Source organism: Nocardioides sp. FY1077 (assembly GCF_058681775.1).
In genome coordinates this window covers 720,488-734,298 of sequence record NZ_JBZWDB010000003.1, presented here as the reverse complement: position 1 = coordinate 734,298, position 13,811 = coordinate 720,488, and the positions used below count along the sequence as shown (strand labels likewise).

Sequence of the window (13,811 nt, the reverse complement as noted above, 5' to 3'; positions counted from 1 at the left end):
AGACCTCTGCCGCGACGCCTAGGGCCGCAGGGCGGTGACCCAGCGGCGCCGGGGGTGCTCGGTGGCGGTCCAGAGCCGGTCGCGGGCGGGGCTGGTGCCGGGCCAGACGGTGAGGTCCTCGGGACCCATCGGGGCGGCCCAGCGTCGCCGGCGCCAGGGGGTGTCGCCGTCGGGGGAGTCGCCGGTGACCACGGATCCCGGCGTCCAGGGGCCGTGGGAGGTGCTGAGGTGCCAGCGCCCGCGCGACAGCACGGCGCCCTGCATGCCGGGCACCCCGGTGTCGTGCACCGACAGCGGGCGCGCGAGGCCGTCGTCGCCGACCCGCGGCGACCCGTCGGGCTCGAGGGCGAAGCGCACCAGGCGGCGGGTCTGCCCGCCGCGTCCGTACTCCCCGGCCACCAGGGTGGTCCCGGCGCCCGCGGCCGGGCCGGCCGCGGAGAGGAAGGAGTAGCGCAGTGGCGTGGTGCCCTCGCCCGAGCCGGCCGCGTGACCACGGCGCACCGGCAGCACCCACCGGTGGCCGAAGGTGTCGTCGCGGCGCGCCTGCGGCACCTCCACCACGTCGTCGACCCGGGCGCTCCAGAACCCCTTGGCGGTGGCTGCGACGTGGAGCCAGTCGCCCACCCAGGCGATGCCGCCGGCGTGCACGGCCAGCGGCTTCCACGACCCGTCGGCCTGCGCGCGCACGAGCAGCACGTGGTCGTAGCGCCGGCGGTCGAGGTCGAGCACGCTGACCCGCGAGCCGGCGTGGTCCTTGGCGTACCAGCTCACCAGCAGCAGGCGCTGGCCCGTCGCCGGTGCGGGCTCGCCCAACCGGGCGTCGGCCGACGAGGTGACGCCCTGGGGCCACCAGCGCGGGTCGCGCCGGTCGGCGGCCTCCCAGGTCACGGCCTCGCGGGCGGCCAGGCCGGGGGCGAGCCGGCGCCGCAGGCGGTGTCCCGCCGTGGGCAGGGCGTCGACCAGACCGGCCAGGCCGACGGCAGGGCCGTACGACGCGGCGAGGGCGGCGACGGCGGGGCCCGCGTCGCGGCCGGGGGTGAGCCAGAGGTCGGGGGCGGGGTCGGTCACAGGTCCTCCGGGGGGCGGTGGGCGGTCTCGTCGGGCGGGGCGGGACGGGGTGTCGCGCGGCGAGCGCGCGCGGAGCCGGCGGAGCGGGTGGCGACGGCGACGCCGACGACGGTGACGACCAGGCCGAGCAGCTCGCGCACGTCGAGGGTGTCGCCGAAGGCCAGCCAGGCCATCACCGCGGTGACCGGCGGCATCAGGAAGAAGACGCTGGCCGAGGCGCCGGCACCCCCGCGGCGCACCACCGCGCCGAGGAGGAGCAGCCCGACGATCGAGTTCACCACCGCGAGGTAGACCACGACCAGCACGGCCCGCCCGGGGTCGTGCACCGGCGTGGTGCCCTCGACGAGCAGGCCGAGGAGCACCAGCGGCACGGCGCAGACGCCGAACTGCACCACGGCCGCCCAGACCGGGTCGATCGCGCCCGCGGCGGTGCCCGCCGTCCAGCGCTGGCCGAGGGTGCCGAGGCACAGGCTGAGGGTGCTGAGCACGGCGAGCGCGACCCCGAGCGGACCGCCGGCCTCGCCGACGTCGGGGCCCAGGATCACCAGCACCCCGGCCACGCCGACCAGCAGGCCCACCACCTGCACCCGCCCGACCGGCTCGTGCAGCAGCACGCCCGCGAGCACCACGGTCAGCACCGGCGAGAGCGAGTGCATCAGCGCGCCGAGCGTGGCGCCGAGGCCGACGTCGAAGGCGAGGTACATCAGCACGAACTGCAGGCCGTTCATCGTCAGCCCGACCGCGGCCAGGCGCCACAGCGCGCCGGGCGGCAGGCGCAGCGGCCCGCGACGCCAGCGCGCCCAGGCGGCGAGCAGCGCGGTGGCGAGCACGAACCGGATGCCGAGCAGGCTGATCGGCTCGACCGCGGCCACCCCGAGCGGGCCGGCGATGTAGCCCGAGGACCACACCAGCACGAACGCGGCCGCCGGGAGCACGGGCACGGCTCGTGCCGGCTCCCCGTCGGTGCCGGCCGACGCTCGGCCGGCGGACCGCCCGGGCCGGGTCGCGCGACCTGCGCCCCGGGACACCATGGCCCCCAGCCTGCCCGACCCGCCCCTGCCGACCACGACCCAGGTCACCGCCTAGGCTCCGGGCGTGGACCAGGACCCGGGACGACGGCTGGTGGTGGGTGCCGCGCTCGTGCGCGGCGGTCGGGTCCTCGCGGCCCGTCGTACGGCGCCGCCCGCCGCCGCGGGCCGCTGGGAGCTGCCCGGCGGCAAGGTCGAGCCGGGGGAGACCCCCGCCGACGCGCTGGAGCGCGAGGTGGCCGAGGAGCTCGGCTGCGAGGTGGAGGTGGTGGCCTGGCTCGGCGGCAGCGTGCCGGTGGGCGACGCCCTCGCGCTGCGGGTGGCGACCGCCCGCGTCGTGCGCGGCGAGCCGGAGGCGCGCGAGCACGACCGGCTGGTGTGGGTGGGCCCCGACGAGCTCGCCGACCTCGACTGGCTCGAGCCCGACCGGCCGTTCCTGCCCGAGCTGACCCACGTCCTGCGGGCCGCCGACACCCGCCGGGCCCGGGTGGTGCTGTTCACCGACGACGACGCCCGCGCGGTCGAGCGCCGGCTGCGCGCCGACGGCTACGACGCCGAGGTGGTGCGCGAGCGGCTGGCCGGCGAGGACGACGACGAGGACCAGCCCTGGGCCGTGCTCAGCGACGCCCCCGCGTTCGTCCTCGACGTGCTGGCCGACGAGCACGACGGCTGGTTCGACGACGAGCCGGCCGCCGCGCCGCCGTCGTCCCCGGCCGCGCAGACCCCGGCTGCCGGTGCCGCCGCGCCCCTGCCGCTGCCCGACCGGCCGCGGCGGATCAAACGGCCGCGCTGAGGTGTTGGGGCAGCGACCGCCCGCTGTCCGACCTCGTCCCTAGGATCACGCCATGACCGCCACCCCCGCCGGCCACCGCCTGCTGCTCGTCCACGCCCATCCCGACGACGAGTCCATCGGCCAGGGCGCCACGATGGCCAAGTACGTCGCCGAGGGCCGCCAGGTCACGCTGGTGACCTGCACGGCCGGTGAGATGGGCGAGATCCTGGTGCCCGAGCTCGAGCACCTCGCCGCCGACAAGGACGACCGGCTCGGCGAGCACCGCCGTGGCGAGATCGCCGACGCGCTCGCCGCGCTGGGCGTCACCGACCACCGCTGGCTCGGCGGCTTCCAGCACTACCGCGACTCGGGCATGAAGTGGCACGAGGACGGCTACGCGATCGCTGCCGACGACGTCCACGACAACGCCTTCGCCAACGCCGACCTCACCGCCGCCGCGACGCTCCTGGTCGAGGTCCTGCGCGAGGTGCGCCCGCAGGTCCTGGTCACCTACGACGAGTTCGGCGGCTACGGCCACCCCGACCACATCCAGGCCCACCGCGTCGCGATGTACGCCGCGCAGCTGGCCGCGGTCCCGTCCTACCGCCGTGACCTCGGGGAGGCCTGGGACGTGGAGAAGATCTACTGGGGCGCCATGTCGGAGAGCCGGATGCGCGCCGGGCTCCGGTCGCTGCGCGACGCGGGCGACACCACCAGCTTCGAGGGCATGGACCCCGACGGGCCGCTGCCGCACTTCGTCACCCCCGACGCCGATCTCTCCTGCGCCGTCGACGCCCAGGACCACGTGGAGAAGAAGATGGCGGCGCTGACGGCCTACCCGACCCAGATCACCACCGACGGGCCGTTCTTCGCGCTGTCCAACAACGTCGGCAGCGCCGCGTGGGGCCTGGAGTTCTACCGCCTGGTGAAGGGCCGGCTCGGCCCCGTGGGCGACGACGGCCTCGAGACCGACCTGTTCGCCGGCGTCACCACCGACGGCTGAGCGCGGCCGAGGTGGGTGCGGCGCGGGCGGACGGGGTGCCGGTGACGGGGCCGGTGACGGGGGTGGTGGCCGGCCCGCTGACGGGGCTCGTGCTGCTCCTGCTCGGTGCGCTCACCGGCCTCGCCACGGTGGCGGTGCACGCGCTGTGGTGGGGGCTGCTGCTCGCCGTCCCGGCCGTCGTCGCGACGCTGCTGGCCCTGCCGCGCCGCTGGTGGGGTCGCCCCGCGTGGGCGCTGGGCTGGGCGGCACTGGTCGGCTACGCCCTGCAGACCCAGGCCGACGGCAGCTACGTCGTCGCCCAGGACCGGTGGGGCTACCTGCTGCTGGCCTGCGGCCTGGGCGTGCTGGTCGTGCTGGTCGCCGACGTCACGACGCTGCTGCTGCGGGGGCGGCCCGGTCCCGCTCCCGACGGCGTCGAGGCGGCCAGCGCGCCCGCCCGTCCCTAGGATGGCCCGGTGAACCCGCGAGACGACGCCGAGCCGCCCCGCCCCGACCGCGACGGCAACGGCGGCAAGGTGGCCGCGCTCGTCGTGGTCGTGCTGGCCGCGCTCGCGGGTGGTGGCTACGCCGCGCTGGCGCTCGCGGCGGGTGACAACGTGCCGCGCGGCACCACCGTGGCCGGCGTCGACATCGGCGGACGCAGCCAGGACGACGCGGTGGCCGCCCTCGAGAGCGGCCTCGCCGAGCGCGAGGACGGCTGGCTGCGCGTGGGCGTCGACGGCGGCGAGCCGCTGCGGGTGAGCCCCGCCGACGCCGGGCTGTCGGTCGACCACCAGACGTCGGTCGAGGCGGCGGGCGGCGAGGCCACCTGGGACCCGCGCCGGCTGTGGGACTACTACACCGGTGGCGACGACCTCGACGCCGTCGTCGAGGTCGACGACGAGGCCCTCGACTCCCTGGTGGAGCGCCTCGACGCCCGCGCCGGCAGCGACCCCGTCGACGGCGAGGTGGCCTTCGGCCCCCGCGGCGTCAGCACCGTCGCGCCCCGCCCGGGCGCCACCCTCGACGCCGACGACGCGCGGGAGGCGCTCGTGGCGGCGTACCTCGAGCAGGGCGACGCGCGCACCGTCGACCTCGCCTCGACGCCGGTGCGCCCCGACATCGACGCCCGCGACGTGCAGCGCGCCCTCGACGACTTCGCCAACCCCGCGGTGAGCGCCTCGGTGCTGCTGCGCTTCGACGGCACCCCGGTGCGCCTGCAGCCGGCCGACTTCCGGGGCGCCCTGTCGATGGAGCCCGAGGACGGCGAGCTGGTGCCGCGCGTCGACGCCCGGCGCCTCGGCGAGCTGGTGGGCGGCGCCACCGGCAGCCAGGAGCCGGTCGACGCCACGGTGGAGCTCGTCGACGGCCGGCCCCGCGTGGTGCCGGGCCGACCGGGCCTCGGCTTCGAGCCCGAGGCCGTCGCCGACCAGCTGCTCAAGGTGCTGGCGCTGCCCGACGGCGCGCGCGAGATCGACGTGGACGGCACGGTCGTGCAGCCCGACGTCACCACCCGCGACGCGCGCCGCCTCGGCATCCGCGAGCAGGTGTCGACGTTCACGACGTACTTCCCCTACGCGGAGTACCGCAACGTCAACATCGGCCGGGCCGCGGAGATCGTCGACGGCACCGTGCTGGTGCCCGACGAGGTGTTCTCCCTCAACGGCATCGTCGGCGAGCGCACGGTCGAGAACGGCTTCACCACCGGCACCATCATCAGCGACGGGGTGTTCGTCGAGGACCTCGGCGGCGGGGTCTCCCAGATGGCCACCACCACCTTCAACGCCGCGTTCTTCGCCGGCCTCGAGGACGTCGAGCACAAGGCCCACTCGGTCTACATCGACCGTTACCCCGTCGGTCGCGAGGCCACCGTGGCCTGGGGCTCGGTGGACCTGCAGTTCCGCAACGACACGCCCCACGGCGTGCTCGTCGACACCCAGTTCACCCCCAGCACCCCGTCGTCGCAGGGTGAGCTCACGGTCTCGATGTGGTCCACCGACTACTGGGACATCACCACCCGCACCAGCGAGCGCTACGCCTACACCGCCCCCGGCACCCAGGTGCTGAGCACCGAGAACTGCCTGCCGAACACCGGCTACTCCGGCTTCTCGGTCGACGTGTGGCGCTACTTCCGCCGCGCAGGGGAGCAGGAGCAGGTGCGGGAGGAGAAGATCCACACCGACTACATCCCCAGCGACACCATCATCTGCCGTCCCCCGAGGTGAGGCCCGACGGCGCCACCAGGTAGCGCGCGTGGTGGTGCACGGCCAGGGCGAGGGAGTCGTAGAACGCCCGGGCCGGCGCGTTGTCCACCTCCACGTGCAGCCACACCGTGGTGGCACCGCGCTCGGCGCCCCACTCGAGCAGCTCGTCGACCAGGGCCCCGGCGAGGCCGCGGCGGCGGTGGTCGGGGCCCACCCGCATGCCGTGCAGCCCGAGCCAGTCACCGTCGAGCACGCCGTGGGCCTCGCCCAGCCGGTCACCGGGGGAGCCGACGACCGCGGTGGCCCGCTCGTCGTCGTGCGTCACCAGCGCGGCGGTCGCGGTCGGGTCGTCCTGGAGCCCCGCCCCGAGGCGCACGCCGCGGCGCCGGCGGCGTACGGCGGCGAGCGAGCCCAGGCGGTGCTCCACCGCACCGGTGGGCAGCGGCGACCACCCCAGGGCGCGCAGGCCCGTCTCGACGTCGCCGTCGGTCTCGACCTGGGCGAGGACGTCACGGCCGCGCGAGGCGTAGAAGTCGACCACCGCGGCCGCGGCCTCGGCGAGGGGGAGGCCGGGGTCGCCCATCGCCAGGCACGAGCCGGCGCGGCGGTGGCGGCGCCCGGCGGGGTGCGGGTCGTGGCGCAGCACCCACTCACCGAGCGGGTGGCGCTCGGTGTCGGGGAACGTCGTGAGGGTGCGGCCCTCCGCGGCGCGCGCCGAGACCCGGTGGCGCACCGAGGGGCGCGGCGGCACCGGCTTGCCCGACACCAGGTCGCGCAGCTCGACGACCACCGGCGGGCCGTCCTCGGGCTGCACGGTGCAGGTGGTGGCGGTCCAGGCCGTGCAGGTGCCGAGGACGTCGGTGAGGGCTGGCCCCCCGGTGGGCCCGGAGCGCCCGCGCAGCACCCGGCGCACCACGACGCGGGTGCCGACGACGTGGGGGCCCAGACGGTGGGCTGCGGGGTCGTCGGACACGCCGGGATACTAGGCTGTCGGAGTCAACCACCCCCAGGCCCCCGGCCTGGACCTGCAGTCCCAGGAGGATCCTGATGACCTACGTCATCGCCCAGCCGTGCGTCGACGTCAAGGACCGCGCGTGTGTGGACGAGTGCCCCGTCGACTGCATCTACGAGGGCAAGCGGATGCTCTACATCCACCCCGACGAGTGCGTCGACTGCGGCGCGTGCGAGCCGGTCTGCCCGGTCGAGGCGATCTTCTACGAGGACGACACCCCGGAGGAGTGGAAGGACTACTACGACGCCAACGTGAAGTTCTTCGACGACCTGGGCTCGCCCGGCGGCGCCGCGAAGATGGGTGTGATCGACCTCGACCACCCGTACGTGGCCGCCCTCCCGCCGCAGAACCAGGAATCCTGAGCCCCGCCGCCGGGTCCGGCGCGCGGGGCACCGTCTCCGCCCGCCTGCCCGACTTCCCGTGGGACGCGCTCACCACCCACGCGGCGCGGGCGCGCGCCCACCCCGGCGGTGTCGTCGACCTGTCGATCGGCACGCCGGTGGACCCCACGCCCGACGTCGTGCGCCGCGCCCTCGCCGAGGCGTCCGACTCCCCGGGCTACCCCACGACGATCGGCCTCGAGCGCACCCGCCAGGCCGCCCTCGACTGGATGGCGCGCCGTCACGGCGTGACCGGGCTGGGCCTGCACCAGGTGCTGCCGGCGATCGGCTCGAAGGAGCTGATCGGCGCGATGCCGACGCACCTCGGTCTCGGTGCGGGCGACCTGGTCGTCCACCCCGAGCTGGCCTACCCCACCTACGAGGTGGGCGCCGCGCTCGCGGGTGCCCGGGCGGTGGCCACCGACTCGCTGACCTCGCTGGGCCCCGAGGTGCCGGCGCTGCTGTGGCTGAACTCGCCGGCCAACCCCTCGGGCCGGGTGCTCCCGCCCGAGCACCTGCGCAAGGTCGTGGCGTGGTGCCGCGAGCGCGGCACGCTGCTCGTCTCCGACGAGTGCTACCTCGAGTGCGCCTGGGACGCCCGCCCCGTCTCGGTGCTCCACCCCGACGTCTGCGGGGGCTCCACCGAGGGCCTGCTCGCGGTGCACTCGCTCTCGAAGCGCTCCAACCTGGCCGGCTACCGTGCGGCGTTCGTCGCCGGTGACGCAGCGGTGGTCGCCGAGCTGCTCGCGGTGCGCAAGAACCTCGGGCTGATGGTGCCCGGCCCGGTGCAGGCCGCGATGGCCGCCGCCCTCGACGACGACGCCCACGTCGTCGCCCAGCACGCCGTGTACGCCGCCCGGCGCGCCCGGCTGCGCGAGGCCCTGCAGGTGGCGGGCTTCCGCATCGACCACTCCGAGGCGTCGCTCTACCTGTGGGCGACCCGCGACGAGGACTGCTGGACCACCGTCTCCTGGCTGGCCGAGCGCGGCGTGCTCGTCGCGCCCGGCGCCTTCTACGGCGCAGCCGGCTCCCGCCACGTGCGGGTCGCCTTCACCGCCACCGACGAGCGGGTCGACGCCGCCGTGGAGCGCCTGACCGCCCGCTGACCCGCCCGCCGCAGCCCGCCGCGGCACGCCGGCAGCACGCCGGCGGGCGGTGTCGGCGTCCGAGGTCAGGCCCGGGCGAGGCCGCGCAGCATGTGCTCCATCACCGCCAGGTGCTCGACCTGCGGGCTGAACAGGACGATCTCGGCGTCGTCCTCCACCCGCACGGTGTGGCCTGCGGGCCAGTGGAAGACCTCGCCGCCGCGGCAGGTCTCGCTGGTGCCGTCGCGGTAGCTGACCACCACGGTGCCGGAGACCAGGTGGCCCCAGTGGGGGGAGTGGCAGGAGTCGCCCTCGAGGCCCTGCAGCAGCGGGGCGATGTCGGTGCCGGCGCCCAGGCTGAAGTACTCCGCGCCCAGCGTTCCGCTGGCCTCGCCGAAGTCGGGGAGCTGACGGGCGACGGCGCCCGGGACGTCGATCTTGACGGGGATGTCGTGCAGGGGCAGGTGCATGGCGGGTCCTTCCGCAGGGGTTGCTGTCACCCTCTCGGCGTGACAATCGGTGTCACACTGCGACAGTGAGCGGTCTCCACGCCGCACGGGCGGCTCTCGAGCGCGGTGACTGGCCCTGCGCGCTCGAGGAGCTCGCGCGGGCACCGGCGGCGGCCGCGACCGCGGCCGGTCTGGAGGTGCGGGCGCAGGCGGCGTACGCCACGGGCGACCTCGAGGGCGCGGTCGGGGCGTGGGAGGACCGGTTCGCGCTGGCCGAGGCGACGGGGGACCGCACCGACGCGGCGTGGGCCGCGGCGATGATCGCGATGTACCTGATGATGGACACCGGGCTGATGGCGCCGGTGCGCGGCTGGCTGCGGCGCTCCGAGCGGCTGCTGGAGGCCCCGGTCGGCGACGACCTCGCCGAGGCGCCGGCGCACGCGCTGGTGGCGCTCACCCGCTGCTACGAGCGGTTCATGTGCGGCGACGCCGAGGGCTCGCGTCGGCACGCAGAGCGGGCCGTCGAGCTCGGCGGCCGCCTCGGCGTCGTGCCCGCCGTCGTCATCGGCCGCACGGCCCTGGCGCGGCTGCGCATCGCCGACGGGGAGGTGGAGGAGGGGCTGGCGCTGCTCGACGACGTCGCGGTGGAGCTGATGAACGGCGACGTCGACCCCCTGACGACCGGGATGATGTACTGCGAGCTCGTCTGCGCCGCGCAGTGGCTGGGGCGCCACGACCGGGCTCGCGAGTGGACCGACGTGATGGAGGCCTGGGGCCGCGGCAACGCCGTCGGCGGCATCCACGGCCGCTGCCGCGTGCACCGCGCCGAGATCCTGCGGGTCACCGGCCCGTGCGACCGCGCCGAGGAGGAGGCGCTGGCCGCGTGCGCCGACCTGCGCCCCTGGATGCGGCGCGAGTTCGGCTGGCCGCTGGCCGAGCTCGGCAACGTCCGCCTGCGCAAGGGCGACCTGGTGGGCGCCGAGGAGGCGTACCTCGAGGCCCACCGGCACGCGTGGTGCCCCTACCCGGGGCTCGCGCTGGTGCGCCTGGCCCAGGGCGACGTCGACACCGCGGCCGCCCTGGTCGCGGAGGCGATCGCGCACCCCGTCGAGATGCCGTCGAAGGAGCGTCCGCCCTTCACCGCCCTGCGCACGGCGCCGATGCTGGAGGCCCAGGCCGAGATCGCCGCCGCGGCCGGTGACGCGGTGACGGCGCGCCGGGCCGCCGACGCCCTGGCCGTGGTCGCTCGCGCCTACCCCGGTCCGGGGCTGCGCGCCGGTGCGCGCCTCGCCGAGGCGCGGGCCGCCCTGCTGGAGGGCGGTGCCGGGGGGCCGGGCACCGCGGTCGAGGCCGCCGACGAGGCGGTGGCGGCCTGGACCGAGATGGGGGCGCCCTACGAGAGCGCCTGCGCGCGGGTGGTGCTCGGCCACGCCCACGTGGCCTCCGGGCACCCCGACCGCGCCCGACTGGAGTGGCGGGCGGCCCACGCCGCGCTGGCGGCGTACGGCGCGGTGCTCCGGGCCGCCGAGGTGGCGCGGCTGCTCGGGACGCCGACGCGGCCTGCGGGCCCTGCGCCGACACGGGCGCTCACCGCGTCGTTCGCCCGGCGCGGGGCGACCCGCCTGGTCGGGCTCGCCGGAGGCGAGGTCACCGTGCCCGACCTGGTCGGACTGCGCTACGTCGAGCGGCTGCTGGGCGACCCCGGGCGCGAGCTGCACGTGCTCGACCTGGTGGGGGTCGAGCACCACGCGCTGCCCGGCGCCCGTCCCCGAGCCGCCGCGGACGACCTCGGGCCGGCCGGGGGTGGAGCGCGGGTCGGCCGCGGGCCCGACGCGGGCCTGGCGGTGATCGACGAGCAGGCCCGCGCGGCGTACGCCCGGCGCCTGCGCGAGGTGGAGGAGGACATCGAGGACGCGACCCGCGACGGCGACCTCGGACGGGTGGCGCTGGCCCAGCGCGACCGCGACTACCTGGTCGCCGAGCTGGCCTCCGCGGTGGGGCTCGGCGGCCGCGCGCGCACCACCGGGAGCAGCACCGAGCGGGCCCGCACCAGCGTCGCCCGCTCGGTGCGCTACGCCCTGCGCCGCCTCACCGAGCAGCAACCCGAGCTCGGGGCCCACCTCGACCGCACCGTGCGCACCGGCACCTACTGCTGCTACCGGCCCGACCCGCCCACGCCGGTGCGGTGGGTGCTGCGCGACCCCGGCTGAGCCGCGCCCGCCGACCGACCGCTGGCCGCCGCCTGCGGTCGGTCGGCGGTCAGTCGGCGGTCAGTCGGCGACGTCGACGTGCACGTGGTCGCGGTGCTCGAGCACCGCCGCGGTCTCGGGGGCGACGCCGGAGGTGTCGACGGAGTAGTCGCGCCAGCCCTCGTCGGAGCGGCGTGCGGTCCAGATCGTGTCGTCGAAGATGACGGTGGTGACATCGAGGCGCTCGGCGTGGGCCACCAGGTACTGCGCGACCGCCCAGCCGCGGGTGCGGCTCGCCGGCGACACGGGTCGGAAGAACACGTCGACGGCGCGGCCGTCGTAGTGGGCCGAGCCCTCCATGTGGCCGCTGGACACCCCGCCGGGGGCGTAGCCGCCCAGCGACTGGCGCCCGAAGACCGACACCACGTCGCGGCGCACGGCGTCGGCGCGGGCGGTGAGGCCGACGTCGAGGAGCGCGTCGGGCTCCTCCTCGACGTCGTCGTCGACCTCGCAGGTGAACGCGGCCGGGGAGCTGCCGGTGAGCGCGGAGGCGACGACGCGGGCGTCGGCCTCGTGGTCGGCGTAGGCGTCGGGGTAGGCCGAGCGCTGCACCGCCTGCGCGGCCACGGTGACCTCCATCGACTCGTAGCCCTCGACCTCGACGAGCTCGTCGTAGAAGGCGTTGGTCGCGTAGGTGGGGTCCTGCACCTGCGCCGCGGTTCCCCAGCCCTGCGACGGGCGCTGCTGGAACAGCCCGCGCGAGTCGCGGTCGCCACCGTCGAGGTTGACGATCTTCGACTCCTGGTAGGCGGTCGCGATGGCGATCGACGCCGCCCGCGCCGGCAGCCCCCGGCGTACGGCGGTCGCCACGATGAGCGAGGCGTTCTCGGCCTGCTCGGCGGTGAGCTCGACGCTGCGGCCGTCGACCTCGACCACGCAGCCGCGCCCGTCGAGGGCCGGCGCCACCTCGCGGTAGACGCCGTACCCGACGGCCCCCGCGACCCCCAGCGCCGCCACGGTGACCGCCGTGGTCAGCACGGTGGTCTTCATGTCGCCAGTCTGGTCGACCCGCCCAAGAGCACCCTGAGAGCCGGGGTGGGCTGGGTCGCGGGGCGGGCCGTTTCCCCGCTCGAGCGGGGACACTGCCTCATGGTGGCCGAAATTTCAGCCACCCAGAGGCAGTTTCCCCGGCCGGCCGGGGAAATCGCCCGGCGGCCGGCCCCGGCGACCGGGCGAGGGGGACTCAGTTGGCGTGCAGGTCGGCGTTGAGGGCGATGCCGGAGCCGGTGCGGGGGAGCGCCTCGACGGCGCCGGTGACGGAGTTGCGGCGGAACAGCACGTTGCTGGCGCCCGAGAGCTCGACGGCCTTGGCGACCCGGGGCTCGCCCTCGCCGAGGACGGTGAGCTTGGTGCCAGCGGTGACGTAGCAGCCGGCCTCGACCACGCAGTCGTCACCGAGCGAGATGCCGATGCCGGCGTTGGCGCCGAGCAGGCAGCGCTCGCCCAGCGAGATCACCTGGCTGCCGCCGCCGGACAGGGTGCCCATGATGGAGGCGCCACCACCGATGTCGGAGCCGTCGCCGACCACGACGCCGGCGGAGATGCGGCCCTCCACCATGCTGGCGCCGAGCGTGCCGGCGTTGAAGTTCACGAAGCCCTCGTGCATGACGGTGGTGCCCTCGGCGAGATGGGCGCCGAGGCGCACGCGGTCGGCGTCGGCGATGCGCACGCCGCTCGGCACGACGTAGTCGACCAGCCGCGGGAACTTGTCGACGCCGTGCACCGTGACGTGCTGGCCGTGGGTCTTCAGCCGGGCGCGGGTGAGCTCGAAGCCCTCCACCGCGCACGGGCCGGCGGAGGTCCACACCACGTTGGTCAGCAGCCCGAAGACCCCCTGCATCGAGATGTCGTGGGGGCGCACCAGCCGCGAGGACAGCAGGTGGAGGCGCAGCCACACGTCCTCGGTGGACGTCGGGGCGGCCTGCAGGTCGTCGACCTCCACGAGCCGCAGCTCGCGGCGCACGCCGCGGGCGTGGTCGCTGCCGACGAGGTCGGACAGCTCCGAGGGGGCCTCGGCGCCGTCGGGGGCCGCGCCCAGCGCGGGGGAGGGGAACCACACGTCGAGCACGGTGCCGGTGGTGGTGACGGTGGCCAGGCCGTGGGCCCAGGCACGGGTCGGGGCAGCGGGAGCAGTGGTCACGGCCTCCACCCTAGGGCGGGCCGGCCCAGGCCCCCGCCGGGCGGGTCCGGGGTGGTCGGGTGGTGGTCGGGTGGTGGGCCCACGAGGGCTGACCCGGAGGCCCGGGCCGTCCTATGCTCGCGGCGTGGAGCTGACCTTCGCCGGCGAGGTGTGGTCGTGGCGCGGGCCGGCGCCGTACGTCTTCGTGAGCGTGCCCCCCGACGACTGCGCGGTGGTCGCCGACGTCGGCGCCGCGGTCACCTACGGCTGGGGGATGGTGCCGGTGACCGTGCGCCTCGGCACCACCACCTGGACGACGTCGCTGTGGCCCAAGGACGGCGGGTACGTCGTGCCGCTGAAGGTCGCCGCACGCCGCGCCGAGGGCGTCGAGGTGGGCGACGTCGTGGAGGTCGCGCTCACCGTCGGGCCCTGACCCGCCGGCGCGCGGGCCCTCCCCCCTGGC

At 76.3% G+C, this 13,811-nt stretch carries 14 protein-coding genes; 8 read left to right on the top strand and 6 right to left on the bottom strand.

All coding sequences use genetic code 11. From position 1 onward, the window contains the following. Nucleotides 1-18: 18 nt before the first annotated feature. Nucleotides 19-1,068 carry a hypothetical protein gene (locus AC4OR8_RS13015; protein WP_492165980.1) on the bottom strand — a complete coding sequence of 350 codons (1,050 nt, stop codon included), beginning with the start codon at nt 1,066-1,068 and terminating at the stop codon, nt 19-21. Further along, nucleotides 1,065-2,009 carry a DMT family transporter gene (locus AC4OR8_RS13010; protein WP_492165979.1) on the bottom strand — a complete coding sequence of 315 codons (945 nt, stop codon included), beginning with the start codon at nt 2,007-2,009 and terminating at the stop codon, nt 1,065-1,067. Before AC4OR8_RS13010 ends, AC4OR8_RS13015 begins: the two co-directional genes overlap by 4 nt. A gap of 154 nt (nt 2,010-2,163) precedes the next feature. On the opposite strand from AC4OR8_RS13010, the gene AC4OR8_RS13005 reads away from it, so the two are divergent. From AC4OR8_RS13005 to AC4OR8_RS12990, 4 genes are read left to right on the top strand one after another with little or no spacing between them, the layout of a single operon-like run. Beyond that, nucleotides 2,164-2,889: a (deoxy)nucleoside triphosphate pyrophosphohydrolase gene (locus tag AC4OR8_RS13005; protein WP_492165978.1), complete on the top strand. Its 726-nt coding sequence runs from the start codon at nt 2,164-2,166 to the stop codon at nt 2,887-2,889. A gap of 52 nt (nt 2,890-2,941) precedes the next feature. Next, nucleotides 2,942-3,871, top strand: a complete 930-nt coding sequence (mshB, locus tag AC4OR8_RS13000; RefSeq protein ID WP_492165977.1) for an N-acetyl-1-D-myo-inositol-2-amino-2-deoxy-alpha-D-glucopyranoside deacetylase — start codon at nt 2,942-2,944, stop codon at nt 3,869-3,871. A 41-nt stretch (nt 3,872-3,912) separates the two neighbouring features. Further along, on the top strand, nt 3,913-4,317 hold the full coding sequence (locus tag AC4OR8_RS12995) for a hypothetical protein (RefSeq protein WP_492165976.1): 405 nt from the start codon (nt 3,913-3,915) through the stop codon (nt 4,315-4,317). A gap of 9 nt (nt 4,318-4,326) precedes the next feature. After that, nucleotides 4,327-6,075, top strand: a complete 1,749-nt coding sequence (locus AC4OR8_RS12990; RefSeq protein WP_492165975.1) for a VanW family protein — start codon at nt 4,327-4,329, stop codon at nt 6,073-6,075. On the opposite strand, the gene AC4OR8_RS12985 is transcribed toward AC4OR8_RS12990, so the two are convergent. Beyond that, on the bottom strand, nt 6,053-7,027 hold the full coding sequence (locus AC4OR8_RS12985; RefSeq protein WP_492165974.1) for a GNAT family N-acetyltransferase: 975 nt from the start codon (nt 7,025-7,027) through the stop codon (nt 6,053-6,055). The genes AC4OR8_RS12990 and AC4OR8_RS12985 overlap by 23 nt on opposite strands. 74 nt (nt 7,028-7,101) lie before the next feature. Here AC4OR8_RS12985 and fdxA point away from each other — a divergent pair, with 74 nt between their 5' ends. After that, entirely contained in the window at nt 7,102-7,428 is a 327-nt protein-coding gene (fdxA, locus tag AC4OR8_RS12980; RefSeq protein ID WP_492165973.1) for a ferredoxin, read from the top strand. Beyond that, the gene (gene dapC, locus AC4OR8_RS12975) at nt 7,425-8,552 is read left to right on the top strand and encodes a succinyldiaminopimelate transaminase (RefSeq protein WP_492166424.1); all 1,128 of its coding nucleotides are present in this window, start codon (nt 7,425-7,427) and stop codon (nt 8,550-8,552) included. Before fdxA ends, dapC begins: the two co-directional genes overlap by 4 nt. A 65-nt stretch (nt 8,553-8,617) precedes the next feature. On the opposite strand, the gene AC4OR8_RS12970 is transcribed toward dapC, so the two are convergent. After that, the gene (locus AC4OR8_RS12970) at nt 8,618-9,001 is read right to left on the bottom strand and encodes a cupin domain-containing protein (RefSeq protein WP_492165972.1); all 384 of its coding nucleotides are present in this window, start codon (nt 8,999-9,001) and stop codon (nt 8,618-8,620) included. A 65-nt stretch (nt 9,002-9,066) separates the two neighbouring features. Here AC4OR8_RS12970 and AC4OR8_RS12965 point away from each other — a divergent pair, with 65 nt between their 5' ends. Beyond that, complete coding sequence (locus tag AC4OR8_RS12965; protein WP_492165971.1) at nt 9,067-11,190, top strand: hypothetical protein; 2,124 nt, start codon at nt 9,067-9,069, stop codon at nt 11,188-11,190. A gap of 60 nt (nt 11,191-11,250) precedes the next feature. On the opposite strand, the gene AC4OR8_RS12960 is transcribed toward AC4OR8_RS12965, so the two are convergent. Together AC4OR8_RS12960 and dapD are read right to left on the bottom strand one after the other, a co-directional pair. Beyond that, nucleotides 11,251-12,219, bottom strand: coding sequence for a VldE C-terminal domain-containing protein (locus AC4OR8_RS12960; protein ID WP_492165970.1), 969 nt, complete (start codon nt 12,217-12,219; stop codon nt 11,251-11,253). Between the two features lie 193 nt (nt 12,220-12,412). After that, nucleotides 12,413-13,369, bottom strand: a complete 957-nt coding sequence (gene dapD, locus AC4OR8_RS12955; protein ID WP_492165969.1) for a 2,3,4,5-tetrahydropyridine-2,6-dicarboxylate N-succinyltransferase — start codon at nt 13,367-13,369, stop codon at nt 12,413-12,415. A 124-nt stretch (nt 13,370-13,493) separates the two neighbouring features. On the opposite strand from dapD, the gene AC4OR8_RS12950 reads away from it, so the two are divergent. Further along, complete coding sequence (locus tag AC4OR8_RS12950) at nt 13,494-13,781, top strand: DUF1905 domain-containing protein (RefSeq protein WP_492165968.1); 288 nt, start codon at nt 13,494-13,496, stop codon at nt 13,779-13,781. Nucleotides 13,782-13,811 lie beyond the last annotated feature (30 nt).